This window comes from Akkermansia sp. NBRC 115031 (genome assembly GCF_030268505.1).
GTDB lineage: Bacteria > Verrucomicrobiota > Verrucomicrobiia > Verrucomicrobiales > Akkermansiaceae > Akkermansia > Akkermansia massiliensis.
The window spans coordinates 173,130-198,174 of record NZ_BSQU01000007.1; the positions used below are offsets into that span (position 1 = coordinate 173,130).

At 59.3% G+C, this 25,045-nt stretch carries 20 protein-coding genes; 13 read left to right on the plus strand and 7 right to left on the minus strand.

The annotated features are described in order from the left end of the window. Positions 1 to 16: 16 nt before the first annotated feature. Positions 17 to 1,312: a transcription termination factor NusA gene (gene nusA / locus QSJ36_RS10565; RefSeq protein ID WP_022396916.1), complete on the minus strand. Its 1,296-nt coding sequence runs from the start codon at positions 1,310 to 1,312 to the stop codon at positions 17 to 19. A 254-nt stretch (positions 1,313 to 1,566) separates the two neighbouring features. Here nusA and QSJ36_RS10570 point away from each other — a divergent pair, with 254 nt between their 5' ends. Then, entirely contained in the window at positions 1,567 to 2,328 is a 762-nt protein-coding gene (locus tag QSJ36_RS10570; protein WP_022396915.1) for an exodeoxyribonuclease III, read from the plus strand. 38 nt (positions 2,329 to 2,366) lie between these two features. Then, a complete protein-coding gene (locus QSJ36_RS10575; RefSeq protein WP_285468643.1) occupies positions 2,367 to 2,987 on the plus strand; it encodes a non-canonical purine NTP pyrophosphatase in 621 nt (206 codons plus the stop codon). Between the two features lie 59 nt (positions 2,988 to 3,046). On the opposite strand, the gene QSJ36_RS10580 is transcribed toward QSJ36_RS10575, so the two are convergent. Further along, entirely contained in the window at positions 3,047 to 3,622 is a 576-nt protein-coding gene (locus tag QSJ36_RS10580) for a class I SAM-dependent methyltransferase (protein WP_102728599.1), read from the minus strand. 164 nt (positions 3,623 to 3,786) lie between these two features. Here QSJ36_RS10580 and QSJ36_RS10585 point away from each other — a divergent pair, with 164 nt between their 5' ends. The 3 genes from QSJ36_RS10585 (at position 3,787) to QSJ36_RS10595 (ending at position 6,982) form a co-directional block, all read left to right on the plus strand. Then, positions 3,787 to 4,701, plus strand: coding sequence for a DUF362 domain-containing protein (locus tag QSJ36_RS10585; protein ID WP_022396912.1), 915 nt, complete (start codon positions 3,787 to 3,789; stop codon positions 4,699 to 4,701). Positions 4,702 to 4,770: 69 nt separating this feature from the next. Then, positions 4,771 to 6,528: a 4Fe-4S dicluster domain-containing protein gene (locus QSJ36_RS10590; RefSeq protein ID WP_285468644.1), complete on the plus strand. Its 1,758-nt coding sequence runs from the start codon at positions 4,771 to 4,773 to the stop codon at positions 6,526 to 6,528. Between the two features lie 217 nt (positions 6,529 to 6,745). Then, positions 6,746 to 6,982 (plus strand): hypothetical protein, encoded by a 237-nt coding sequence (locus QSJ36_RS10595; protein ID WP_285468645.1) that lies wholly within the window; start codon positions 6,746 to 6,748, stop codon positions 6,980 to 6,982. Between the two features lie 15 nt (positions 6,983 to 6,997). On the opposite strand, the gene QSJ36_RS10600 is transcribed toward QSJ36_RS10595, so the two are convergent. Next, entirely contained in the window at positions 6,998 to 7,450 is a 453-nt protein-coding gene (locus QSJ36_RS10600; protein WP_180971116.1) for a GNAT family N-acetyltransferase, read from the minus strand. 52 nt (positions 7,451 to 7,502) lie between these two features. Continuing rightward, positions 7,503 to 9,164 (minus strand): hypothetical protein, encoded by a 1,662-nt coding sequence (locus QSJ36_RS10605; RefSeq protein ID WP_285468646.1) that lies wholly within the window; start codon positions 9,162 to 9,164, stop codon positions 7,503 to 7,505. A 132-nt stretch (positions 9,165 to 9,296) separates the two neighbouring features. Here QSJ36_RS10605 and QSJ36_RS10610 point away from each other — a divergent pair, with 132 nt between their 5' ends. The 4 genes from QSJ36_RS10610 (at position 9,297) to QSJ36_RS10625 (ending at position 14,340) form a co-directional block, all read left to right on the plus strand. After that, the gene (locus tag QSJ36_RS10610; RefSeq protein WP_022396907.1) at positions 9,297 to 11,126 is read left to right on the plus strand and encodes an ATP-binding cassette domain-containing protein; all 1,830 of its coding nucleotides are present in this window, start codon (positions 9,297 to 9,299) and stop codon (positions 11,124 to 11,126) included. Between the two features lie 53 nt (positions 11,127 to 11,179). Then, a complete protein-coding gene (locus QSJ36_RS10615) occupies positions 11,180 to 11,611 on the plus strand; it encodes a hypothetical protein (protein WP_285468647.1) in 432 nt (143 codons plus the stop codon). 17 nt (positions 11,612 to 11,628) lie between these two features. Next, positions 11,629 to 13,524: a hypothetical protein gene (locus QSJ36_RS10620; RefSeq protein WP_146019374.1), complete on the plus strand. Its 1,896-nt coding sequence runs from the start codon at positions 11,629 to 11,631 to the stop codon at positions 13,522 to 13,524. An 81-nt stretch (positions 13,525 to 13,605) separates the two neighbouring features. Continuing rightward, positions 13,606 to 14,340: a L,D-transpeptidase family protein gene (locus QSJ36_RS10625; RefSeq protein ID WP_180973044.1), complete on the plus strand. Its 735-nt coding sequence runs from the start codon at positions 13,606 to 13,608 to the stop codon at positions 14,338 to 14,340. A gap of 257 nt (positions 14,341 to 14,597) precedes the next feature. Here the strand turns inward: QSJ36_RS10625 and QSJ36_RS10630 are convergent, their stop codons facing one another. Next, on the minus strand, positions 14,598 to 15,263 hold the full coding sequence (locus tag QSJ36_RS10630; protein WP_022396903.1) for an RNA-binding protein: 666 nt from the start codon (positions 15,261 to 15,263) through the stop codon (positions 14,598 to 14,600). A 402-nt stretch (positions 15,264 to 15,665) separates the two neighbouring features. Here QSJ36_RS10630 and QSJ36_RS10635 point away from each other — a divergent pair, with 402 nt between their 5' ends. From QSJ36_RS10635 to QSJ36_RS10650, 4 genes are all read left to right on the plus strand, one after another. Then, on the plus strand, positions 15,666 to 17,042 hold the full coding sequence (locus QSJ36_RS10635; RefSeq protein ID WP_102721131.1) for a sugar transferase: 1,377 nt from the start codon (positions 15,666 to 15,668) through the stop codon (positions 17,040 to 17,042). 230 nt (positions 17,043 to 17,272) lie between these two features. Then, the gene (gene galK / locus QSJ36_RS10640) at positions 17,273 to 18,451 is read left to right on the plus strand and encodes a galactokinase (RefSeq protein ID WP_215840622.1); all 1,179 of its coding nucleotides are present in this window, start codon (positions 17,273 to 17,275) and stop codon (positions 18,449 to 18,451) included. A gap of 12 nt (positions 18,452 to 18,463) precedes the next feature. Next, positions 18,464 to 20,758 (plus strand): sodium/solute symporter, encoded by a 2,295-nt coding sequence (locus QSJ36_RS10645; protein ID WP_022396899.1) that lies wholly within the window; start codon positions 18,464 to 18,466, stop codon positions 20,756 to 20,758. Between the two features lie 477 nt (positions 20,759 to 21,235). Then, positions 21,236 to 21,922, plus strand: coding sequence for a PEP-CTERM sorting domain-containing protein (locus tag QSJ36_RS10650; protein WP_180973005.1), 687 nt, complete (start codon positions 21,236 to 21,238; stop codon positions 21,920 to 21,922). Between the two features lie 62 nt (positions 21,923 to 21,984). Here the strand turns inward: QSJ36_RS10650 and QSJ36_RS10655 are convergent, their stop codons facing one another. Next, complete coding sequence (locus QSJ36_RS10655) at positions 21,985 to 23,991, minus strand: UvrD-helicase domain-containing protein (RefSeq protein ID WP_022396897.1); 2,007 nt, start codon at positions 23,989 to 23,991, stop codon at positions 21,985 to 21,987. Continuing rightward, complete coding sequence (gene fmt, locus QSJ36_RS10660) at positions 23,992 to 24,936, minus strand: methionyl-tRNA formyltransferase (protein ID WP_022396896.1); 945 nt, start codon at positions 24,934 to 24,936, stop codon at positions 23,992 to 23,994. Positions 24,937 to 25,045: the final 109 nt, after the last annotated feature.

Below are 25,045 nucleotides of genomic sequence, written 5' to 3' on the forward strand. Positions count from 1 at the left end.
GCGCCGCGCTCAACGGTTATTGGGAGATGAGGTCCCGGGCCTTGTCCAGAATCTGGGCGGCTTCCTCTGCGGGAATGCCCATGCTTTCCGCGATGTCGGAAGCTTCAAATCCGGTGAGGGCCACCAGGTCCGTCCCACCCATGGTCACCAGGCCCATGGCGGTTTCTTCCGGGATTTCCAGTTGTTCGCTGAGGGTCTTTGCGGCGGCCTGGCATTGGCGCATCACTTCCTCGGCCGCGGCCTGGTTCTGGCGTTTTTCCGCTTCCTGGACGTCAAAGACGCGCACCTGGACGTCCCAGCCCATCAGGCGGGAGGTGAGGCGGGCGTTCTGGCCCCTGCGGCCGATGGCCTTGGAGAGGTCCTTGTCGTCCTGGACGATGACGAAGATTTTTTTGGCTTCCTCGTCCACGGTGATTTCCCGCGGTTCCACGGGGCTGAGGGCCTCCCGGACGAAGATGACGGGGTCCTCCGTCCATTCCAGGATGTCCACTTTTTCGTTGTTGAGCTCCCGGACAATGTTTTTGACGCGGGCTCCGCGCATGCCTACGCATGCGCCCACCGGGTCCACCTTGTCGTCATGGCTGATGACGGCCACCTTGGTGCGGTAGCCCGCTTCACGGGCGATGCCGTGGATTTCTACGGTCTGGTCGCCTATTTCCACCACTTCCGATTCAAAGAGGCGGCGCACCAGATTCGGATGGCTGCGGGAGAGGATGACTTCCGGTCCGCGGGCTTCCGTGCGCACTTCCACCACGTAGAAGCGCATGCGGTCGCCGACGCTGTAGTCTTCATTCGGCACGCGTTCGCGGGAGGTCATGACGCCCTCGAATTTGCCGAGGTCCACAAAGATGTCCCCCTTTTCAAAGCGGCGGATGGTGCCCGTCACCAGATCGCCGGCGCGGTCCTTGAACTCGTCGTAAAGCATTTCCTTTTCCGCATCCAGCAGCTTCTGGAGCATGGTCTGGCGGGCAGTCTGTACCGCGATGCGGCCAAAGCCCTTCGGCGTGATGTTGGTGGGCAGCAGGTCGTGCAGGACGGCGTTCCGGTCCAGCTTGACGGCCAGGGAGAGGGGGATTTGGTTGAACTTGTCGGAGTATTCTTCATCCGGCACCACTTCCAGATCCGCAAAGATGCGCACCTTCCCCTTGTCCACGTTGATTTCAGCCCTCAGGTAGTTGATGCTGCCGGAGCCGGGAACCATCTTGCGGTAGGCGGAGAGAAAAGCGGATTCCAGAGCGAGAAGAATTTTTTCACGGGAGAGCCCTTTTTCCCTCTCGTAGTAGTCAATTAAAGCTTTGATATCGTTTGTCATGAGTGTGGAGGAGTGTGATGGATAGACAAAAAAGAGCGGGTCGACAGACCCACTCTCGAGTGTCTCTCGGGGTGTTTGCCTATCTAAGTAAGCATGAGGGGGCGGTCCTGGCAAGAAAAAACGCTTGTTCTATGCGGCATGCAAAAGACTGGGGATGATTCCGGAAGAAGGGTTTTCAGCGGTCCCCTGGAAGGGTGCGGGGCGGGGGTGTTTGAGGGCTTGACGGAGCCGGCAAAAACGGGAAGTATGCGTGCATGAAACTCGTCTCATGGAATGTGAACGGATTGCGGGCGATCCTCGGCAAGGGAATGGGGGACGCCGTGGAGGCGCTGGAGCCGGACGTCCTCTGCCTTCAGGAGATCAAGGCGCGTCCAGAACAGGTGAATGACCTGTGGATTTCCTCCTGGCCGCACCAGCTCTGGAATCCGGCGGAGAAGGCCGGTTATTCCGGCGTGCTGATCCTCAGCCGTGTGCAGCCCCTTTCCACGTCCACCGGAATCGGCTGGCCGGAGCATGACCGGGAGGGGCGCGTGTGCACGATGGAGTTTGAACAGTTTTACCTGGTCAACTGCTATACCCCCAATTCCCAGAACGAGCTGGTGCGCCTCCCGTACCGAGAACAGTGGGATGCTGCGTTCCGCAAGTATGTGGCGGCCTTGGCGGAAACCAAGCCGGTCGTCTTCTGCGGGGATTTGAATGTAGCCCATGAGGAGATCGACATCGCCCGCCCCAGGGAGAACCGTTTTTCCGCCGGGTTCAGCGACCAGGAGCGCGCCGGGTTCACGCTGCTGCTTGAGGCCGGGTTCACGGATACCTTCCGCGCCCTGCATCCGGAGGAACCGGGCTGGTACAGCTGGTGGTCCTACCGCGCAGGCGCCCGCGCCCGGAACGTCGGATGGCGCATTGACTACTTCTGCGTTTCCAATCCGCTGGCTCCCAGGGTGAAGGGCGCCGCCATCCATCCGGACGTGACGGGGTCCGACCATTGTCCCGTCAGCCTGGAAATTGACTGCTGAACGCGGTCTTCCATACGGTTTTCAACTGCAAAAAATTCATGATGATGGAACAAGAATTGCCTCTGCTGGTGGTTGCCACGCGCAACGCCCACAAGACCGGGGAAATCCGCGCCATGCTGGCCGGAGAATGGGAAGTGAAGGACCTTGCCGACTACCCCCAGGCTCCGCCCGTGGATGAAACGGGAGTCACGTTTACGGAGAACGCCACGCTCAAGGCGCTTTCCGCCTCCAGGTGCATTCCCGGCGTCCTGCTGGCGGATGATTCCGGGCTGGAGGTGGATGTGCTGGACGGCCGTCCCGGCGTCTGGTCCTCCTCCTTCGGCGGGGAGGAAGGGAACCACGCGCGGAACAACCTCCGTATGATGGAGGAACTGCGGCGCGCCGGAGTCAAGCCGGGGGACAAGCCCTCCGCACGGTTCCGCTGCGTGATGGTGCTTGCCAGGAATGGCAGCGTGCTGGCGGAGTTTTCCGGTTCCGTGGAAGGCCACATGCTGACGAAACCGGCCGGGGAAGGGGGGTTCGGCTATGATCCGCTGTTTGTCCCGGAAGGCCATGAACTGAGTTTTGCCCAGCTTCCCATGGAGGTGAAGAATTCCATGTCGCACCGCGCCCGGGCTCTGGCGCAGGTGGTGGAATGGATGAAGGAATGCCGGGACTGATGGTTTTTCCGGGCATTTGATGGTGAACTGGCCTTGTTCCCGTATTTTTACGGGGAAGGTCAGTCCAGCCTGAACGCGCAGATCTGGAAGGGGGCCGGAGTTCCGGTATTCAGGAGCTGGTATTTGCCGGTGCGCCAGGAATGGTGCGGCAGGCGGGAAAGGAAATCCTCCACGGCTTCCGCTTCCGCATCCCCGCCTTCGTGGCCGGGATAGCACATGACGCTGAGAAGGCCGTTCGGGGCAATGAGGGCGGCGGCCTGTTCCAGCGCCGCCAGGGTGCAGCCCGTTCTGGTGATCGTTTTTTTATCCCCGCCCGGCAGGTAGCCCAGGTTGAAGACGACGGCCTTCACGGGACCGGTGACCAGTTCCGCCAGGCGGTCATGGCTGGCCAGATGGAGGTGGACGGCGGAGGTGAGCAGCCCTTCTTTCTCCAGACGCTCCCTGGTGGCGCGAATGGCTTCCTCCTGCACGTCAAAGGCGTGCACCTGGCCGGAAGGGCCGGCCAGACGGGCCAGGAAAACCGTGTCGTGTCCGTTGCCTGCCGTGGCGTCCACGACCGTATCCCCGGGCAGGACGACGCGGCTGATCCAGTCATGCGTGCAGGTCATGGGACGGCTGAGCAGGGAACATTTCATGACCGGGTTTTATAGGAGCCGCCCCTGTATGACAATTCGTTTGTAAAAATTCCCGTGCAGGAATGATGACAGGTTGTTTTTCAGCAAGGCGTATGTTAGGAAGAGGCATAAAACCTTGTACATGCCTTTGCATGCGGGGATAAACCACTGACTTTGCAACGAAGATGACTGACAGACGCACTTTTCTAAAAGGGACTGCCGCCGTAGGGGCGCTGGCAGCCATATCGGACATGGATTCCCTGTTCGCCCAGGAGGCCGGAGCTTCGGCAGCTTCCGGCATTCCGGACCTGGTGGCCGTCCGCAACGGAACCCGTGCGGAAATGGTCAGGAAGGCCGTGGATACGCTGGGAGGCATGAAGGCATTCGTCAAGCCGGGCCAGACCGTCGTGATCAAGCCCAACATCGGCTGGAACAAGGCTCCGGAATTCGGCTCCAACACCCATCCTGAAACCGTCGCCACGCTGGTGGAGCTGTGCAAGCAGGCGGGGGCGAAGGAAGTCAGGGTGTTCGACCACTGCTGCCACAACGGCGCCTATGAAGGCAGCGGCGTGAAAGAGGCCGTGGAAAAAGCCGGGGGCGTGATGGTGGACGGCGGCAATGAAGGGCAGTACGTGCAGACGGAAAACCCGAAGGCCAAAAAATTCACCTCCGCCAAGGTGCACAAGGCCGTGCTGGAAGCGGACGTTTATATCACCTGCCCCCCGCTCAAGCACCACAGCGGTTCCGAGATGACCGCCTGCATGAAAAACGTGATGGGCACCGTCTGGGACCGTGGAGCCATGCATAAGAACGACCTGCACCAGTGCATCGCGGACGCCGTGTATTTCCGCAAGCCGGACCTGTGCGTGCTGGACGCCTACATGCCCATGGTGCGCAACGGCCCCGTGGGGAAGGACACGAATGACCTGGTGGAGCGCAAAACCCTTCTGGCTTCCCGTGACATCGTAGCCATTGACGCCGCAGGCGCGGCCCTGCTGAACAAGGCCGGAAAGATCCGCCACGTGCAGCTTGGGGAAGAAATGGGGCTGGGCACCGCCGACCTTTCCAAGCTCAATATCCGCCGCATCAGCATGGCCTGACGCGGCGCCCCCTCCTGCGGATGACGCGAAGGGGGCCAACTTTCCGCCTCCGGCGGGTTTAAAATAAATATGTCAGTCATCAAAGCCTTTTTCGTCAGTCCGCTGAAGTGGCTCCGCGTGACGGTGGCCGTCATCTTCTTCCTCGGGATTGCGTACGCTTTCCTGCACCATATCCCCGCGTGGAACGTGCCGAACATGACGGGCGGCGGAGAGGGCATGGAAGACTCCTTTTCCCTGGCTCAGTGGCAATTCATTCCATCCGTGCTCGGGGCTCTGGACGGGGTGGCCGTTTCCGCCGTGATTCTGGCGGTTCTGCTGCTGCTTACGCTGCTGTTCGGGAGGGTGTACTGCTCCTTCCTCTGTCCGCTGGGGATTCTCCAGGACATCGTTTTCAGAATCCGCCGCTGGATTGCGCCGAAGCGCTTCTTGAAGTTTGCGCGCCCCGTGCCGTGGGTGCGGTATGTGGTTCTGGTTTTGCTGGCCGCCTGCTGCGTGACGGGACTGGCCGGACTCTCCCTGAACTGGCTGGACCCGTACAGCATTTTCGGGCGCATCATGTATGTGCTGGCGTGGCCTGCCGCCATCTGGAGCAATAACCTGCTGGCGGCTGACAGTTCTTCCGCGGACCTGGTCCGGATGAATTATTTTCCCGTGGCTCTCCCGGCTCTGCTGGCTTCTGCCGGCATGCTCGGCCTGGTGGTCGCCATGAGCGCCTGGAAAGGGCGGTTGTACTGCAATACGGTATGCCCCGTCGGTACTCTGCTGGGGCTGCTTTCCCGCGTTTCCCTCTTCCGGCTGGGCTTTGATCCCGCCTCCTGCAAGAAATGCGGCAAATGCGTCAAATCATGCAAGGCCCAGTGCCTGAACCTCAAGGAATACAAAATAGACGCCTCCCGCTGTGTAGCATGCTACGACTGCGTGCGTTCGTGCAGCGAGGGGGGGATACGCTACCGCTGGTTTGCCAAAACCCGCCGCCTGATTCCCGCCAGGAAGAAAAAAACCGCTCCGGCGCCCGCTCCCGCTTCTTCTGCCGCGGTTCCCTTCATTGCCGGGAGCTCCCGTCGCCAGTTCCTGGGGGCTACGGCGGCGGGCCTGGCTACGGCGGCTCTTTCCGGATGCCGGGGCGACGCCGCCCAGAGGCTGGACCCCACCCAGTGCGTTCTTCCTCCCGGAGCCGGTTCCCTGGAACGTTTTCTGGATGTTTGCACCGGCTGCCAGATGTGCATTGCCAACTGTCCTACCCATGTGCTCCAGCCCGCCTATTTGCAGCTTGGGCTGAAAGGGTTCATGAAGCCCCGGATGGATTTTTCCACCAAGTATTGTCTGTACGACTGCCACCGCTGCGCGGAAGTCTGCCCCACAGGAGCCATTCGCAGGCTGCCCATTACTGCGGAGAGGGATACCGCGGAAATTACGAAGGATACCACGCGCATCGCCGTAGCCCGGTTTTACGTCTGCCGCTGCCTGGTTGCCCGGGAGGACATGGACTGCGGCGCCTGTACGGAGCATTGCCCCACCAAGGCCCTTTATACGGTGCCCTACATCGGGCGGGACGGCCAGGAACACCGCCTGCCCAGGCTGGACCCCTCCCTGTGCATCGGCTGCGGCGCGTGCGAACATGCCTGCCCCGTCACCACGGAACGGCCTGAGGAACGCGCGCGCCTGAATACCTGCAACCTGTGCGAGGAAAAGTGCGAGTTCAAAAAGCGCCGGGAAATGCCGCCCCGCGCGCTCGTCGTCCGCGCCGTGAATCCCCAGCAGAAAGCCGTGAAGAAGTTTGAGGAAAAGGCCGTGGACCCGGTGGGCGATGCGGACTTCCCGTTCTGAATAGGGTCCGTGAAGGCCGGGATGCCTGTTTTGTCCACGCAATGGGCGGCCCCATTCCCCTGTGTTGCCTGATGCTCGCGCTGCCGGGAACAAGGGCCTCCGGGCCCTTGAAAAACCCTTTCATCATGAAAAACTCCGACCATTCTTTTACTTGCATGTGCAGGTAAATCATTGATGGTCAAATTGCGGTAAAAAAGTTAAGTCTATGTGGGAATGGATGGAAAGTGAAATTCTTGAATTCGTGATGGACAGGCTGGCGGATGCCTTCAGCCTATCGCCCCTCTATCCGGAGGAATGGAGCCTGACGCGGTTCATCAATGCTTTTCTATTGGTGTGCGCCGTGGCGTTTCTGCTGGCTGCGGGGGCGCTGGGATGGTCTCCCTTCCTGATTGCGGCGGCTCTTCTGCTGATAGGCTCCATCACCCGGCTGGCTGTGTGGAAGCTGATGGAATGAGGGCTTCCGGTGCCTTCACGCCTTCTTTTCCAGAAACACCGTGGTCATCCCTCCGGCCTCTTTCCGGTACAGTTCCGTATAGCCCAGTTTGAGGTACAGATACAGGGTTTCAGGAGTATCTGCCGAAGTGAACAGAAGGTAGGCGGCTGCCTGTCCGCGGAAGTGTTCTTCCAGGGCAAGCATGAGTTGCTGGCCGATTCCCCTGTTCCGGCGGGCCGGGTCCACAACCAGCTTGCCGACATGGCAGACGTTTTTGCCGTCCAGACAGCCCCTGACGGAGCCGACGATGCGGCTGTTTTCCGTATACTTGAAGAAGACGCTGTTCCGCGCCTCTTCCCGCAAATGTTCCAGGGTTTGTTCCAGAGGCGGTATGCTGGCGAGTCCAAGCCGCTCCGCCACTTCTCCGAAGGCGAGTAATTGAAGCTTCAGGATTGCCGGAAAATCTTCCCGGGACGCTTGCCGGATCATGCCTCCATCATGGTTCCGTAGCAGGACGGAAGCCATGAAAAAAAGCGGAATGTCATTTTTCCGGAGGGTCCGGGACGATGCCTCCCAGCCCGATGCGCATGTTCAGGGGGTGGCGTATGACGGTTGGGCGGCCGATGTATTTTACACAGCAGCTTAAAGTAGCGGGAGAGTGCGGAAAGGAATAGGTGATGAGCTGCGCGGTTTCATCCTCCGGGTCCTTGTTGGACATGATCTGCATGCCCCCTTCCACATGGAAGCCGCTGAAATGCGGATTTCCATGGTGACCCTTCAACTTGAAGGTGGCCCGGAATTCCTTTGCTGAGGGCTTGATGCTGAGGAGGGTGGCCTGAACCTGGAAGGGAGGATAATCTCCGGATGCCCCCGGAACGTCGATCGCCCATTGTTTGCCCGGTTCTGCGGAAATCGTCCGGGCCGGAGTTGTCCGGACCTCTCCGGCCGGCACGCGGAGCTCCCCGGTCAGCAGCCATCCCTTGTCGCCGGGAGGCAGTGAACGGGGAAGAGGGAAAAAGAGCATATTGTAGGTGGAAGTGCCCCATGTGGGGGGATGAACCCGGCAGTGAACGGCTGTTTTTCCGCCGGGGGTGGAAAGGTTGATGTAACTGGCGCCCTGCTGTTCCATATCATTAAGCAGGGCGTGGTTTTTATCCGTATGAATGTAAATGCCGAGAAAGACGGGTTCATGGCCTTCTTTATGGAAACCCCAATTGTATAATTTTACCTGAAGAACCGGTGACGGTTGTGCGGAGAGGCCGGATTCATGGTTGTTCACCGCTTCCCGGGGAATGGAAGGCGGAGAGGGGGAAGGGTTCACGGCCAGGTCAATGGGAACATCCAGTGAATGTTTGCGGGGAAGGTAAACGACGCCGAGATTCAATTCACGGGGAAGGGAAGGGGATGGTTTTCCCGCTCCTTCTTCCATTTCATACAGGCAGGAAATGCTGGTTTTACCATCTTTATGTTCTGTGATTTCCGGCGTATGGGCGCGCCGCAGGCCCGGTATGGGGAGTCCGGAGGAATCCAGAATGGCAAAGCCTTGAATGGAAGCGGAAGAGGGGAATTCCGCCTCGCAGGAGAGGGTGGTCCGCTCTTCGTTGGTTTTCAGCTGAATGGAAGCAGTGTTGCTGGCGGAATCGGCCCGGGCGATGTCGCTGTCCTCCCGGACGTTCGGTTCCGGAAGGTCCAGATAAAAAGTCTGGGGTTCTTCCGCCGGTTTGACCGTTTGCTTCAGCATCAGCCGCTGCGGTTCCGGGCAGAACTGGACGGTCCAGGTCCCGCGGATGCGCAGCCATTCCGATTGAGGGGCCGGAAGCTCCCTGAATCCGCAGGAGAATTGCAGGGTTTTGTAGGGTGAACCGGGAGAGGATGATGAGTGGGACCCGATGACATGGGAAGGATTGAGCTTGCCGGGCGTTCCCCATGGCTGATAGGGATTGCAGGGTATTTCTTTTCCGGTGGAATCCTGCATGACTAGGCGCGTGAGCTGCCCTTCCCCGGAAGAAGGAATGACGAAGGTTCCTTTGCCTTGCAGCATGATGGAGATTCCGAGATGGACATGGCCGGGTTCGTCCATATAGGAAATGCGCCAATCATCCAGGACGGCGGTAAAACGGGGTTGGTCCGCGGATGGAGGCCGGGCGGCGGCCGCCAGGGGGGCCAGAAAGGCGGCTAAAGCAAGAATGCGGGGGAAAACCATTTGATTTTAATTGGGGAAATGCCTTAAAGGGAAAGTTTTTGAATAACATATTCTTCGTTTACGGCAAGATAAAACACTGATGCCCGATTTTCCTTGATGATGCGGAAGTTGATACGCTAGAGTAAAAGAACCATGTTGCAGGCGGACGGCATTACATATGAAATAGAAACACCGGATGGTCCTTTGAAATTATTGGACAATGTTAGTTTTAATGTGCCTCGCGGGCATTTTATGGCTGTTGTTGGCCCTTCCGGTTGTGGAAAGACCACCTTGTTAAAGGCGATTGCGGGCATGATTGCGGAAACGGACGGACGTTTTTTCTGGAACGGCCATGATTTGGCGGAAGAGGACTTCGAGCCGTCGGAAATCGGGTTCGTTCCCCAGTTCAGCATTGCCTATGACCAGTTGAGCGTGGATGAGAACGTGGAGAGCGCCGCCAGGCTCCGCTGCCGGTTCGATTCCGTGGACGATTTGGACGACAGCATTGACAATGCCCTGGAGGTAACGGGGATGGAGGGGATTGCGGACCGGGATGTGAAGATTCTTTCCGGCGGCCAGAAGCGCCGCCTGGCGCTGGCCATGGAGCTGGTGTCCAATCCGCGCCTGCTGATTTGCGATGAGGTGACGTCCGGCCTGGACCCGAGGTCCGAGCACGATATTGTGGACCTCCTGCATGAAATCTCCCGTTCGGAAGGCCGCATCGTCATTTCCGTCACGCACAGCCTTTCCCACCTGGACATGTATGATTCCATCCTGGTCATGCACCAGGGCTGCGTGGCCTATCACGGTTCTCCGAAGACGATGCTGCATTACTTCGGCGTTTCCTCGCTGGAAGAGATTTATCCGAAGCTTCAGGACCGTGAAGGCCCCTCCTGGTGCCGTTCGTGGGGCAAGCACCGGGATTCCTATTATTCCCGCCTGGAACAGGAAAGGGAGAAGAAGATTCTTTCCGGAGAATTGCCGGACCCTGATGCCGTCCGCAGCAACGTGGAGGCGGAGAAGGCTCCCGAGGAACCCGGAACGGAAAAGGGGGACGCCGTGCGGAGCGATTCCGGGGAAACTGCGCCTGCGGAAGGGAACGGGAATTCCCCGGAGGCCGCGGCGGAAGCCATTCCGGAAGTTCCGGGATTCTTCACGCAGTTCTTCTGCCTGCTGGGACGGCGCTGGCGCATCTTTTTCCGCGACCGTTCCCAGTTGGTTCTTCAACTGGTGATGGTGCTGCTGTTCCCGGTGCTGGTAGCCATGTTCACGGACAAGGGGACCGGGCAGATCGTGGGCCTTTCCGCCACGCAGGACGTCCAGACCATCCAGAAGGACATGGAAGCCCAGCAGTTGAATATGAAGACGGGTTCCGCCGTCTCCGGCATCATCATGTTTGAGGTGATTCTGCTGGGCCTGATGGGTTCCAACAACGCCGCCCGGGAGGTGGCCGGAGAACGGGCCATCATGGAAAAGGAGAAATACGCGGGAATGAGGCCCTCCGCGTACCTGGGGAGCAAGCTGGCCTACTTGAGCGTTCTGGTGCTGGTGCAGTCCGTCTGGATGTTCGCCTTTGTGGACTTCTTCTGGGACCGCGGCGGGGGCCTGACGCACCTGCTGTTCCTGATTCTGGCGGATGCCGCCATGACCTTTGTATGCCTGGGCATTTCCTCCCTGGCCCGGAGTGCGGACCAGGCCTCCCTTCTGAGCATTTACCTGGTGGGCTTCCAGCTTCCCCTTTCCGGAGCGGTGCTGGCCCTTCCGGAACAGGTGGAGGGCTTCATACGGCCCTTCATTTCCGCATACTGGGCGTGGTCCGGCAGCATCTCCGCCCTGAAATCGGACGTGTACAACGCCGTCAAGAATGTGCTGGATACGGACCTGACGCCCGCGCTGACCTGTTACATTGTTCTGGGCGTGCATGTTGCCTGCGGCATCGCGGCTTCCTACGCGGGAATCCGCCGCTCGCGCTGGGAGCTGTAATTTAATGCGTGCACTTGCACGGAGTTCGTTATATACTTTTTCCATCAAAAGTTATGGCGAGACGACGTGCAGCAAAAAAGAAGAGTTCCTCATCATCCACGCCGATGCTGATGGCCAGCGCGGCTGTTCTTGTGCTGGCCGTCATCGTGGGGTTTGTCGTGTTCCGTGCCAGGGAGAAGCCGCAGGCGGGGTCGGATATTCCGCTGGATATCCTGGCGGCGAACGCCTCCCAGCTTTCCAATAACAACTATGCGCTGGACGGAACGGTGATCGACCGTTTTCCGCGCGGCGAGTCCGAGCTGATTTCCTTTTTGTACAGGGACGCTTCCGGTCGTGAGTACATTATTCCCGTCTGTGTTTCTGCGGAAGCCAGGAACGGACTGAACATCAACCGGGACCAGCAATACAGAATAGAGTTCCGGGTGGAAGACGTCAATCCGAAGGTGCGCGGCGTATGCGTAGCCACATCCATTCAGCCTAAATGAACAACCTTCCCCGCCCCATGAAAAGCTGTTTTCTCCTGACCCTGGCCTGCGCGGTTCCCGCATTGGGGCAGATGATGTACAATCCCCCCGCTTCCGGCGGCGGTGCGCCTGCCGCGCCCCCTTCCTCCCCGCCTGCCGCGCAGCCGAATGCCTACCAGCCTTCCCGGCAGGGAGATGCCAAGTCCCTGTACGGCAATGAAATTCCTTTCTTGAATCCCCAGGACGGCACCGTGACCATCAACGGAACAACGCTGAACATGGGCAGTTTCCGGGAAATTGAGGCGCGCTTCAATAAGTACCTGAGCCAGCCGGAGGAAAGCACGGAGGATGCGAAGGAATACCAGAAGATTTTTGAAAAGCTTCATGAGACGCTTTCCATGCGCAAGGAAAAGCTGATGGCGGACAACGTGGTGCGGCAGGTGGTGGATCTGCTGACCGCCGCCTCCAGCAATCCGCTGGACGGTGGCGTTTCCGATGCCCTCTGCCAGGCTATCTACACCGCATGGCAGGCCAAGAGCAATGGAAAGAACAAAGGGAAGATGCTTGAAGCGATGGAGAGGGAAATACGCAGCAATGCCCAGAAAATGAGCCTCATGGAGAGCGGCGTGACCACCAGCTCCGGCTCTCCCTCCAACCAGAAGGGCGGGAAAAAGGGCACTTCTGCCAATAATCCGGCCAAGAACAACCCACGCTACAAGTACCTGGAAAAGCGCATGGTGGAAATGGAGGCCCGCAAGTTGAAGCTGGAGAGTGAACAGGTGCTGACGGTGACGGAAGCGAAGATCGTTTTCCAGTCCACGCTGGTTCAGTTATTCGCTCAGCGGCGCTTTGACCATGTTTCCATAGGCTGCGGCATTTACAGCCGCCTGTTCAATGACGGGGATACCAAGCTGCGGCTGGACAAGAATTCGGACGCCGCCAAGATGTTCAGCGGCACGCTGGGCACCCCGCCCACCGTCGCCATTCTGGACAACCTTTCCCGGGAGCTGGCCCGTGATTCCGACCGCCACATGAAGGCCGTGAACAACCTGGTTGATTCCCATCATTACGTGGATGCCCTGGAACGATTGAATGAGGCGCTGCTGATCGGGGAGTTCATGCCCGCCGTGAACACGTTCCCGTATGAAAAGAAGCAGAAGCTGTACGCCTTCAAGCGGGACGTGGAGAAGCTGTTTGAGCTGATGAACGGCAAGGATTACGAGGAAGCCCTCACCCTGGTGGAAAACCTCAAGAAGACCTCCCGGGATTTCAGCACGGGCCGTGCGGAATCCGCCATCAGCGCCGCCGTGTTCGCCAGTGACGCCTATATCGCCCAGGGCCAGGAAGCCCTCGCCAGAGGTGACCGGGCCAAGCTGGAGGAATGCCTGAAGAGCGCCATTGAAATCTGGCCCAAGAACCCCCGCCTTCTTCCGCTGCGGAACGCCATGATGGCCGCCGGTCAGCAGTCCCACGCGCTGGAGGACTTCAAGCGCTTCCACAAGAATAAGAATTACCGCCGCATCTTTGACAACCAGCATGAATTCGCCGTTCTGGTGAAGGATGATCCGGAACTCCAGAAGCAGTTTGTGGAGGACCTTGGCAAGATGGCCGTTATTGAACGGGCTCTGGGCGCGGCGCGCCAGCGCGAAGCCATGCAGGACGTGTACGGCGCCTGGGAGGAACTCCAGCAGCTCCGTTCCAAGGACCAGGAGCTGTTCATCAATGACCAGGAATTGAACGCCCAGTATCTGGACCTGACGACGAAGGCGAGTACCCTGGTGAACCTGCTGAATGATGCGGAAAAGTGCAGGAACGCGGGAGAAGTGGGTTCCGCCCTGGGCAAGTACATGGAGGCCAAAAAGCTGTACCTGTATTCCCGCTTTGCCAAGGAAGGCATCGAATCCCTGTTGAACGAGGTTCTTCCGCTGAACTAGGGAAGTTTTCCGTTCAGCGGTGCGGCTGCGGAGACGGAGTATTTGCTTTTTTTCCGGAACGGCGCCGTTATGCTACGGCCCATGAAGGCAGTATACCTGTGTTTGTGCATGCTGGCGGCGTTCTGTTTTTCGGCCGCGGCTCTTCCCGCGGATTGCAGCCAGGTGATTGTGGGTTCCGCGGACGGCTGGAACAGCTCCCATGTGCAATTGAGCCTTCTGGAGAAGGGGCCGCGCGGCTGGGTGATGGTGAAAGGTCCGTTTCCGGCGCGTCTGGGAAAGGCCGGTCTGGTGTGGGGCAGGGGCGTCAGCATGCCTCCCTCCGGCGGTCCGGTGAAGAAGGAGGGGGACTTGCGCTCTCCCGCCGGCATCTTTGAGCTGGGGGGCGTGTATGGCACCGTTCCCGTTCCGCAGAAGAAGCGTTCCATGCCGTACCGCCGCATCACGCCGCGGGACATGTGGGTGGATGATCCCGCTTCTCCGCTGTACAACCAGCACTTCGTGCTGAAGCATGACCCCGTCACGCCGTGGGAGTTCAAGCAGCAGATGAAGCTGAACGATTACGCCCACAGCCTGAAACTGTTCATCCGGCATAATGCCGCATCCGGACGGGAAAAACCCGTGCCGGGGGCCGGTTCCTCCATCTTCTTCCATATCTGGCGCAGGGATGGGGGAGCTCCCACGGCGGGGTGCACCGCCATGAGCGAGGAAAATTTGAGAGCCATGATCGCATGGCTGGACCCCTCCCGGCATCCCCTTTACATCCTGTTGCCCGCCAAGGAATACCTGCGCCTGCGCGGAGCCTGGGGATTGCCGTGACGGTCATGGTCCTTTTCTCATTCCGTCGCCGGGAAGGGGACACGGGGCTTCAAGTTTTTCCAGTCCGTGGCGGCATAGGCGCAAGCGTGTGGGCTGCATGGTTTTGCACGTTTTTGACCGGGGCGAGGCCGAAGGTTTTCCGGAAAGAGAAGGCGGAGGGCGAAAGAGGATTTTGTGAAAGAGGGATAAAACGCGTCGTCCTGTAAACGCAAGAAGCCGGCCTTTTTCCAAAGGCCGGCTTCTGCATGATAAAACGGTTATTGTTCCTGGGCCTGGGGAGCGGAAGCTTCCGGCTGGAGCAGGGGAGTGGAGGTTTCCTTCACTTCCTCCATGGAAACCTGTTCTTCCTGGGGCTCGCGGGTTTCGCGGGGCTGCCGGGACTGTTCCTGGCGTTCATTGGCGCCGCTGACCAGCAGGTTCCTGCCCATGAAGGGCTGGTTGTGGAGGATGTCCACGGAACGGACGGCATCTTCCATCTTCTTCATTTCCACAAAGGCATAGCCCTTGGACTTGTGGGTGCGGGGGTTGTAAATGATTTCCACGGAGCTGACTTCCCCGATGCCCTTGAATACGTCTTCAAGGTCGCTTTCCGTCGCTTCATAGGAAAGGTTGCCCACGTAAAGCCTGCGGTTGGAGACGGGCTGCTTGGGAGCGGAAACGCGCTCTTGCCTGTTGCGGGCCACGCGGGTATTGGTTTTGGCGGCGGCTTTATCCCTGGCGGCGGGTTTGTTGTTCTTGGCCGGGCGGATGCCGAAGAGGCCCAGGAAACGCTGCCACAAGGAGAGTTTGGCAGGTGCTTCTTTTTTATACTTGGGACGGTAGCCGCTGGAATCCCGGCGGTCATTGCCATAGGAGCGTCCGCCCTTGTTATAGCGGCGACGGGCTCCCTGGCCCTGTCTTCCCTGTGTGTTGTGCTGTGACATACTTATATTCTAAGTTGATGATTATGTTGGTGTCATGCCGGATTTATCGCTGTACGCAGTAAGTTCCATCCGGAAAATCGCCAGGACGTTCCGCTACCATGAGAAAAGCCAGGAGTAAGGATGCCCCGTGCCCCGATCAACGGTCCATGCGTGGTCTGATAGGGGGGCGATCAGGCTAGGTGCGGTACCAGTCCGGTCGATTGACGCGTATACCAATGCACAGGGAGCCGGATTCTTGCAAGCCGGTATACCGTCATTTTGGGCTTTCCGCCCGTCCGGAGACAGGAAGACCGTCCGGAAGGGCGCATTATTCCGGGCGGAAAGCGGCAGGGTGAGCATGCAACTTGACAAAAAGACCGGGACAGCGCACTTTAAGTGCCGACTAACTTACACTCTCTCTCGATGCTGATTCAAAATGCAGACCGTACTACCTACGGGATCAATAAAATTGTCGTTTCCATCCTCGCATTCGTCATCTTCTTCGTTGTCGGGTTCGTTTCGTGGCAATGGATGGGGGTGGCTCCGGAACCGTGGCGGCTGCGCACGCTGGTGCTGACGCCGCTGACGATGTCCCTGCTGCTGTATGTCTGCTGTGACCAGCTGGGCGTTTACTACCGGTGCATGACGCTGGGCGGAAGCATCCGGCGGTTTGTCATGGCGTACGCCTGTTTTGTGGTGTTGAGCGTAGTGACGTGGAAGTACTTTGTTCCCTTTTCCGCGAACATTATTGTCCAGACCCTGGCCTATCTGCTCACGTTCCTGGGCGCCCTCTGGCTGCGCATCAGCCGGTTCCGGGCGGAAAAGAGGCTGGTGGAGGAGGCCCCCACGCTGGTGGTGGGCATTCCGGACCATGTGAAGGAGTTCCGCAAGATGCTGGAAAGCGACCATGTGGACTTCAAGGATGAACTGCTGGTGATGGCTCCGGAAGAGGTGGACCGCGCGGAGGTCAGGAATTTGCTGATCAAGGGCTGCATCAGCAAGGTGGTGTTTCTTCCGGAGGAGGTGGACTCCGCCGTGGCGCGGTGCCTGGTGGAGCTGTGCGGCAAGATGGGAGTGGATTTTTACGCGAGCATGGTAGTGAGCATGCCCGACGTGCATAAAACCTATTTTGGCGTGCTGGGAGGAACCAGAATGCTGGTGTACAAGTCCACCCCCATTCCCTACACCACCTCCTGGCAGTTGAAAAAGATACTGGACTGGGTGGGCGCGCTCCTGCTTCTGGTGGGCACGTTCCCCCTGTGGGTGCTGGCGGCCGTAGGCATCAAGCTGTCTGACCGCGGTCCCGTCTTCTACCGCCAGAAGCGTTCCGGCCTGTATGGCCGGGAATTCGGCATGTGGAAATTCCGCACCATGTACCGGGATGCGGACAAGAGGCTGGATGAGGTGAAGGCCAGTTACGGCAACGACATGAACGGCCCCATCTTCAAACTGGAGCATGACCCTCGCATCTTCCCCTTCGGCCGCTTCCTGCGCAAATTCAGCATAGACGAACTTCCCCAGCTCATCAACGTGCTGAAAGGGGAAATGAGCCTGGTGGGGCCGCGGCCGCTCCCCGTTTATGAGACGGAGGCCTTTACCAGTGACGCCCACCGCCGCAGGCTGAGCGTTTTGCCCGGGGTGACGGGGTACTGGCAGATAGCCGGGCGCAGCAACATCCGGGAATTTGAAAAACTGGTGGAGCTGGACATGGAGTACATTGACAACTGGTCCCTGTGGCTGGATGTCAAACTGCTCCTGAAAACTGTCCCGGCGGTGCTGTTCGCCCGCGGGGCGAAGTGACGCTCCGCCTTTCCCCGCATCCCTGAAATGCAGGCCGGAGGCCGTCGTTTGCAACGGGATTTGGAGGGGGCTGGCGCCTCGTGGCAGGCCGGTGCAGGCCCGTTTTTGAAAGGAATGCGGACGGCTGGCAACGGGTGCTTGGAATATTTGGTTGAAAATGAAGAAAATTGTTGTGGGGCGGAGACTTTAACCTTGAGGTGCGGAAAGGGATGGGGCAGAATCAGCCCACTATGGATTTAGTTCAGCGAGAAATCTCTAAAGAAACGGTGACTCCGTATTTCATCGAGTATTTCGGTCAGGAGCCGACTCACGTGGCTGCGGCGCCGGGGCGTGTGAACCTCATCGGTGAGCACACGGATTATAATAATGGCTTTGTGATGCCCATGGCGCTTGATAACCACTGTGTTGTGGCTGTGGCTCCCTCCCCCGTGGGCAAGCACCGCTTCTGCGGCTCCCTGGGCGACCAGATCCATGAAATTGCGGTGGAGGACGCCCTGGTTCCCGGCGATCCGTTCTGGTCCAACTACGTCCGCGGCGTCCTGGCCAACCTGCACAGGCGCGGCATAGAAATCGGGCCGGTGGACATGCTGATTGACAGCAACGTGCCCCGCGGCGGCGGCCTTTCCTCCAGCGCCGCTCTTGAAGTTTCCGTCTGCACGGCGCTTGCCGCCTTCGCCGGGGTTGAAATTGATCCCAAGGAAGTGGCCTTGATCGGCCAGGCCGTGGAACATGAATTCGTGAACGTTCCCTGCGGCATCATGGACCAGTTTATTTCCGCCAACGGAAAGAAGGGCATGGCCCTCAAGCTGGACTGCGCCACGCTGGAATATGAACTGGTGCCGATGAACAACGAGTCCGTCTCCGTGCTGGTGCTGGACAGCGCCGTGAAGCACTCCCTGGCGGACGGAGCCTACGGCCAGCGCCGCAAGCAGTGCGAGGAAGCCTCCGCCATCATGGGCGTGCCCTCCCTGCGGGAAGCCACGCTGGAGCTGCTGGAATCCTTCAAGGAACAGCTTGGCGACGTGCGCTACCGCCGCGCCCGCCACGTCATTGGTGAAAACGCCCGCGTAAACGCCTTTGCGAACGCCCTTGCCCGCGGCGACTGGGATGAAGCCGGCGTAGCCATGCGCGGCAGCCACGCCTCCCTGCGTGACGATTATGAAGTTTCCTGCGCGGAAGTGGATACCCTGGTTTCCCTCTGCGACCGCATTCCTTCCGCATCCTCCATTTACGGCGCGCGCATGACGGGCGGCGGCTTCGGCGGGTGCATCGTGGCCCTGGTGAAGACGGAAGACGTGGACAAGGTGGCCCGCGAGCTTCTGGACGGCTACTGTCAGGAAACGGGCATTGAAACCACTTACCTTGTGACCTGTGCCGGAGAAGGCGCCCGTGTCCTGTACCAAGCTTAATCCATACTGATTATGAGAACACTAGCAACCATATTCGGGGCTCTGGCCCTGATGACGTGGGGCGTTTCCGCCCAGGAGGGCTCCGTGCCCGCACCGGCGGCTGATGCGCAGCCCGCCCTGGCCGCTCCGGCCGTGACCCCCGCTGCGGAAGCACAGCCGGCTGCGGAACTTCAGCCGGCGGCCCCCGCCGCCGTCGCCTCCCAGACAGCTCCGGAAGCCTCCGCTGAACCCAAGACAGCCCCCCTTTCCATAACGGAAGTCATCCTGTTCTGTGTGGTTGTGGTGGGCGTAATCGCCCTGGGCATCTGGAAAAGCCGTGATCCTGAGGAAACGGAGGAAGAAAAGAAGACCAAAGGCGCTTCAGACTACTTCCTGGCCGGCCGCGGCCTGACCTGGTGGCTGGTAGGCTTCTCCCTGATCGCCGCCAACATTTCCACGGAACAGTTTGTGGGGATGTCCGGCAAGGCCGCCAACTGGGTTGGCATGGCGATCGCCGGGTATGAATGGCTGGCCGCCATCACGCTGGTAGTCGTGGCCTTCTGCTTCCTTCCCAAGCTGCTGAAGGGCGGTGTATACACCATTCCCGAATTCCTGGAATACCGCTATAATACGCTGGCGCGTTCCCTCATGGCCATTGCTACGCTGCTGATTCTGGTGGGCGTGCCGACTGCGGGCGTGATTTACGCCGGCGCCAAGGTTATCTCCGTGTTCTTTACGGGGTACACTGCCATGGGCATTGACTTCGGCAACATCACCGTGGGCTGCATCATCATTGCCTTCTGTGCTACGGTATACGTGTTCGTGGGCGGTTTGAAAGCCTGCGCCTGGACGGACCTGTTCTGGGGCGCCGCCCTGATTGTAGGCGGCGGCGTGGTGGCATATTTTGCCCTGATGGCGCTGAGCGGTGCGGACCCGAACCATCTGGTGCAGTCTGCCGCCGCCAATTCCGGCGCAACGGTCGCTTCCCTGGGAAATCCCTCGGACAGCCTCTGGCACGGGGTGACGCGCTTCTTTGAACTCAACTCCGGCGATGCGGCCAGCGGCGTGAATACCGTGGGCGGCAAGCTCCACATGATCCGCCCTGCTGACGATGCGGAAATCCCGTGGACGGCCCTTTGCCTGGGTCTCTGGATTCCCAACTTCTTCTACTGGGGCCTGAACCAGTACATCATGCAGCGTACGCTGGCTTCCAAGTCCCTGGCGGAAGGCCAGATGGGCATCGTGTTCGCCGCGTTCCTCAAGCTCATCATTCCGTTTGTGGTGGTGGTTCCCGGCATTCTGGCCTACAACCTGTACCGCAATGACCTGAAGGAACAGGCAGAAGTGAAGTATGCGGCGGAAATCCGCAAGGCGGAAAATCCCGAGGCCGTCAAGGGCCGTCCCGTCATCTACAAGCTTACGGACAGCTTCCTGGTGGAAAACGTGGAAGAAGGCTGCGCCCACGCCCTGCATAATGCGGAAGTGATGAAGGTTGGCGGCGAGGTCATGGCCGAATTGAAACAGGCCTGCGCCGATCTGAAGGCGGATGCCGCCAATGACCAGACTACTCTGGCGGAACGCGCTCCGTTCGTGGAAAAGATCGCCTCGCTTAACAGCAAGATCATCAAGCCGGCCGTAGACAACTCGGACAACTATTATCTGACGGATACCCTGGTGGGCTTTGACTATGACTCCGCCTTCGGCACGCTGATCAGGAAGCTGCTGCCCGGCACGGGCTGGACGTGGTTTGTGCTTGCCGCACTCTTCGGCGCGGTGGTGTCTTCCCTGGCGTCCATGCTGAACTCCGCCTCCACCATCTTTACGATGGACATTTACAACAAGCTGCGCAGGAACGCGAAGCCCACGGAGCTTGTTACTGTTGGCAAGATCGGCCTGCTGGTGTGCGCCGTGATTGCGCTGTGCATTGCGCCGTTCCTGGACAGCCCGGCTTTCGGAGGAATCTTCAACTTCATCCAGGAATTCCAGGGCTTCCTGAGTCCTGGCGCCCTGTGCGTGTTCCTCTTCGGCTTCTTCGTGCCCAAGTGCCCGCGCATCTTCGGCTGGCTGGGTATTGTCATCAATGCCCTCCTGTACGGAGCCTTGAAGATATGGCAGCCGGAAATGGCCTTCCTGAACCGCATGGCCGTGTGCTTTATTACGGTGGTGATCATCGGCTTCATCTTCACGGCAGTGAACGCCGCCCGCGGCGGACAGTCCATCGTGCTGCCCGATAGAGGCGTGGTGGCCCTCCAGTCCTCTTCACGCGCCAAGATATTCGGCTGGTTCGTGATTGCCGCGACGGTTGCCCTGTACATCATCTTCTGGTAACGGGCAGGGGCGTTAAGCCTGTGTTTTTCAATCCCTCCGGTCCGGACCGGGGGGATTTTTTGTGCCCGGAAAGGAGGATGAACCTGCCCTGAAGCCCTTGGAGCGGAAAAGGATGTCAAAACGGATGACAAATGCTTTCTTGTTGTATCTAAACGAATTGCGTATGAAATTGAAAAAATGGGACTTTTTTTTCATCTATCGTGTGAACCTGGGAGGCGGGTTCGAGTCAAATCCCTTGTTGATCGTCAATCAAAGGAAAGACGTCAACAGGATATAAGCAAACGGAAAAACTCCATCTCTGTTGATGATATGAAAATGCGTTTATGTATAATGTCGCTCCTTGCTCTCCTGTGCTCCGCACCGGGATGGGGGAAAACGACAATGGTTTCGTTCGGCGAAAGTTCGAACACCTATTCCGCTCCGTGGAATTTGGCAAGCGGTACAATGACAAGTGGCAACCGCACGACCGGCAATTCCATGAAAGCTACGGACGGTACGGCGTCCGCGATTCAGGTTACGTATAACATCTCCGGCGGTCTGCTCGGAGGAGTGCAGGCTACCAACAGCAACATGTACGGTACGCACACGATCGGGACCGGCGGCCTGAACATGTGGAAGCAGGCTTACGGCTATGACCTGGATGCCGCCAAGACCACCCGCGGGTGGAATGAGACCCTGGTTCTTGGGGTGGGAGGCCTCGTCGCCCCCGGTGACGTTAGCGTCACCGGATTTCAGGCCAATAGTTCCTATACGATGTCTTCCGTGTTCACCATAAGCGGCTTGGCAAATGTGGCCACGTGGGGAACGAACAGCCCCGTGAACCTGACCGGTACTGGTATCAACGTCAAGAATATCTATCTGGCCGGCTCCAACGGGCAGGTAGTGGATCTGCTTCACATCAGCGGCGGCAGCCTGGCTACCCTGCTTTCCAGCGGTACGTTCATGCTGACCTGGCAGTTTGAAACCAATTCTTCTTTCAATCCCAGCTCTTCGGTCACGATGGACTTCTCCGACAGCCTGCTTTCCCTGGCCGGCGACTACGGAATGTCCGCCCTGGCAGTCAGGGACGGAATGCCGAGCCTGGCTGTTCCGGAACCGGCCACGGCTTCCCTCAGCCTTTTTGGACTGGCAGCCCTGCTGATGCGCCGCCGCCGTTCCCGTTAAACCTGTCCCGGTAAAAAATAACTCATGGTTTAAAGGCAGCCGGTGAAACACCCGGCTGCCTTTTATTCATCTTCCAGAAGCATGCTGCGGAGGGAGTCGAAAAAGTTTCCGGACTCCTCTTCCGTCGCTTCCGCATTCATGAGATCCTCCCATTTGGAATAATCCATCAGGTGGGGAGGAATTTCACTCAGGAAGGAGGAACGCTGGCAGGGCATGCGGTCCCCGTAGCGCAGGCGCGTGGCGCAATAGGTCAGCATGAGCTTTTCCTGGGCGCGCGTGATGCCCACGTAAAGCAGGCGGCGTTCTTCGTCACAGTTGCCGTCTTCCAGGGAACGCTTGTGGGGCAGGATGCCTTCTTCCAGCCCCACGAGGTACACCACCGGGAATTCCAGCCCCTTGGCGGCGTGCATGGTAATCAGGCACACGCCGGGCTTGTTCTCCACGTCGTCGTCATTGTCCTCCTTGTCCAGAGTGACCTGGGCCAGATAATCCCGGAGGGTTTTTCCGGGCTGCCAGAAGTTGCGGAGGGAGGCTTTCACGTCCCCGATGGATACCAGCCGCTTCTGGATTTCTGCCTCCGTCTTGCACAGGCGCGTGACGTACTCGCTGAATCCGGTTTCTTCAATGAGCTGTTCCAGGGCGTCTCCAAAATCGGTCTCCTTATCCTGGAAAAGGTCGATGTATCTGGCAATCAGGTCGTTGAACTCCAGCACGCTGTTGCGGGCGCGGGTGGAGAGTGTGGCCAGGAATTCGTCGTCCTGCAGGGCGGCCCATACGCTGTTGCCGTGTTCCCGGCTCCAGTCGATGGCCAGGTGGCTGGTCAGCTCGCTGATGCCGCGCGGGGGCGTATTGAGGATGCGCAGCAGGTATTCGTCAGCCTGCGGGTTTTCGATGGTCGCCAGGTAGGAAATGAGGTCCTTCACCTCCTTGCGGTCAAAGAAGCTCTGCGCCCCCACCATGCGGTAGGGAATCTTGTGCTCCCGGAGCGTTTGTTCAATAATGCGGCTCTGGGTGTTGGCCCGGAACAGGATGGCGAAATCCTCCCAGGGGCGCTCCTCCTGCCTGCGGACGTTTTCAATGTCCGTGATGATGAACTCCGCTTCCTCCGCGTCTCCGGGCATGGAAATCAGCCTCACTGCTTCTCCGCCGCCCTTGTGGGCGCGCAGCGTCTTGTCCCTCCGGCCCAGGTTGTGGCGGATCAGGGCGTTGGCCGCGTCCAGGATGGGGGCGGTGCAGCGGTAATTCTCCTCCAGCTTGATGACGGCGGGGTTTGGGAAAAAGCGTTCGAACTCCAGGATGTTGCTGATCTGGGCGCCGCGCCAGCCGTAGATGGACTGGTCGTCGTCGCCCACCACGCAGACGTTGTGCGCGGGACCCACCAAATGTCCCAGCAGGCTCATCTGGAGGCTGTTGGTATCCTGGAACTCATCCACGGTGATATAGCGGAAGCGCTGCTGCCACGCCTCCCTGACGTCCCGGTGCTCCTTCAGCAGCTTGTCCGCCAGAATCAGCAGGTCGTCAAAATCCACGGAATTCTGCGCCTGAAGCTCCCGCTGGTAGGAGGCGGCGATGTTGGCCGTCAGGTTGTCTTCAATGGAATCCAGGCCCAGGCCGCTATTCTTCATCCGGCTCATGGCGGACAGCACGTCCTTGGGGGTGATTTTTTCCGTGATGCCGCCGTGGCGTACGATCAGGCGCCGGATCAGTCCGCTCTGCTCGGAACCGCTGTAAATGGTGAAATTGGTCTTGTACCCCAGCCGGCCTATGTCCTCCCGCAGGATGCGCACGCAGAGGGAATGGAAGGTGCTCACCATGATCTGGCGCGCCGCCTTCCGTTCCACCATCTGGCCTACGCGCTCCCTCATTTCCAGGGCGGCCTTGTTCGTGAACGTCACGGCCAGGATGCTTTTAGGGCTGATGCCGCGGTCCACCATGTGGGCGATGCGGCAGGTGACGGTGCGCGTCTTGCCCGTTCCGGCCCCGGCCAGGATCAGCACGGGCCCCTGCAGGGTCTGTACGGCCTTCCTCTGGGCCGCGTTCAGGCTCTCCATGGAAAAGGACTTGGCCATTTACACGTCAAAATGGATGTCTTTCAAATTCGGGTGGCCGGCGATGAGCTGGGAGATGTTCATGCGCGTACTTCCTTCAAGCTGGACGTTCGTCACCAGCAGGCCGCCGCTTCCGCAGGCGATCAGCAGCCCCTGTTCTCCGGCGGAAAGCACCTGGCCCGGTTTCCCTTCCGCCTCCGGAACGATGGAGAAGCCGGGGAAGATTTTCATGTTGCGGATACGCTTCTTGCGGTTCCAGTAATTGGTGAAGGTGCCGGGCCACGGGTCATACGCCCGGATCATGCGTCCGATTTCCTCTGCGGGGCGCGTCCAGTCAATCTTTCCGTCCGCACGCAGGAGCTTGGGAGCGTACGTCGCCAGGAATTCCTTCTGGGGGACGCGTGTGGCGGTTCCCTTTTCAATGGCGTGGATGGCTGGGAGCAATACGTCCGGCGTCATCTGGGCCAGCTTGTCGTGCAGGGAGCCGCCGGTTTCCGTGCCTTCCAGCGGGGTGCTGATCTGGGCGATGATGTCCCCGGCGTCCAGCTTTTTGACGATGTGCATGATGGTGATTCCCGTCTCGGAATCGCCGGACTTGATGGCGGACTGGATGCAGGCCGCTCCGCGGTGGCGCGGCAGCAGGGAGGCATGGGCGTTGATGCAGCCCATGGGTGCCATGTCAATCACTTCCTGGCTCAGGATCTGCCCGTACGCCATGACCGCGATCAGGTCCGGATTCAGCCTTTTAAGGTTGATCAGCGCGTCCGGAGTCCGCAGGGAGTGCGGCTGGAGCACGGGAATGCCCGCTTCTCTGGCAATGTTCTTGATAGCGGGAGCCGTAAGCACCTGGTGCCTGCCGACGGGGCGGTCAGGCTGCGTGACCAGGCCTACCAGGTCCGAGTTACGGACCAGGCTGCGGAAGGCGGGAATGGCAATGTCGCCTGTGCCCATGAAGACGATGCGCATGGCTGAAAGCTTGCCCTGACGGCCTGCGCAGGTCAATGTTAAATCCGGATTCGGGAGGGGAATAATGGTGTGCAAATGCTGTTTTGCGGTCCTTTTCCGTCCGCGGGCC

Bases quoted from the DNA above. Each gene is read 5' to 3' on its own strand.
- nusA (WP_022396916.1), bottom strand. From the start codon at position 1,312: ATGACAAACGATATCAAAGCTTTAATTGACTACTACGAGAGGGAAAAA.
- QSJ36_RS10570 (WP_022396915.1), top strand. From the start codon at position 1,567: ATGAAACTCGTCTCATGGAATGTGAACGGATTGCGGGCGATCCTCGGC.
- QSJ36_RS10575 (WP_285468643.1), top strand. From the start codon at position 2,367: ATGATGATGGAACAAGAATTGCCTCTGCTGGTGGTTGCCACGCGCAAC.
- QSJ36_RS10580 (WP_102728599.1), bottom strand. From the start codon at position 3,622: ATGAAATGTTCCCTGCTCAGCCGTCCCATGACCTGCACGCATGACTGG.
- QSJ36_RS10585 (WP_022396912.1), top strand. From the start codon at position 3,787: ATGACTGACAGACGCACTTTTCTAAAAGGGACTGCCGCCGTAGGGGCG.
- QSJ36_RS10590 (WP_285468644.1), top strand. From the start codon at position 4,771: ATGTCAGTCATCAAAGCCTTTTTCGTCAGTCCGCTGAAGTGGCTCCGC.
- QSJ36_RS10595 (WP_285468645.1), top strand. From the start codon at position 6,746: ATGGAAAGTGAAATTCTTGAATTCGTGATGGACAGGCTGGCGGATGCC.
- QSJ36_RS10600 (WP_180971116.1), bottom strand. From the start codon at position 7,450: ATGATCCGGCAAGCGTCCCGGGAAGATTTTCCGGCAATCCTGAAGCTT.
- QSJ36_RS10605 (WP_285468646.1), bottom strand. From the start codon at position 9,164: ATGGTTTTCCCCCGCATTCTTGCTTTAGCCGCCTTTCTGGCCCCCCTG.
- QSJ36_RS10610 (WP_022396907.1), top strand. From the start codon at position 9,297: ATGTTGCAGGCGGACGGCATTACATATGAAATAGAAACACCGGATGGT.
- QSJ36_RS10615 (WP_285468647.1), top strand. From the start codon at position 11,180: ATGGCGAGACGACGTGCAGCAAAAAAGAAGAGTTCCTCATCATCCACG.
- QSJ36_RS10620 (WP_146019374.1), top strand. From the start codon at position 11,629: ATGAAAAGCTGTTTTCTCCTGACCCTGGCCTGCGCGGTTCCCGCATTG.
- QSJ36_RS10625 (WP_180973044.1), top strand. From the start codon at position 13,606: ATGAAGGCAGTATACCTGTGTTTGTGCATGCTGGCGGCGTTCTGTTTT.
- QSJ36_RS10630 (WP_022396903.1), bottom strand. From the start codon at position 15,263: ATGTCACAGCACAACACACAGGGAAGACAGGGCCAGGGAGCCCGTCGC.
- QSJ36_RS10635 (WP_102721131.1), top strand. From the start codon at position 15,666: ATGCTGATTCAAAATGCAGACCGTACTACCTACGGGATCAATAAAATT.
- galK (WP_215840622.1), top strand. From the start codon at position 17,273: ATGGATTTAGTTCAGCGAGAAATCTCTAAAGAAACGGTGACTCCGTAT.
- QSJ36_RS10645 (WP_022396899.1), top strand. From the start codon at position 18,464: ATGAGAACACTAGCAACCATATTCGGGGCTCTGGCCCTGATGACGTGG.
- QSJ36_RS10650 (WP_180973005.1), top strand. From the start codon at position 21,236: ATGAAAGCTACGGACGGTACGGCGTCCGCGATTCAGGTTACGTATAAC.
- QSJ36_RS10655 (WP_022396897.1), bottom strand. From the start codon at position 23,991: ATGGCCAAGTCCTTTTCCATGGAGAGCCTGAACGCGGCCCAGAGGAAG.
- fmt (WP_022396896.1), bottom strand. From the start codon at position 24,936: ATGCGCATCGTCTTCATGGGCACAGGCGACATTGCCATTCCCGCCTTC.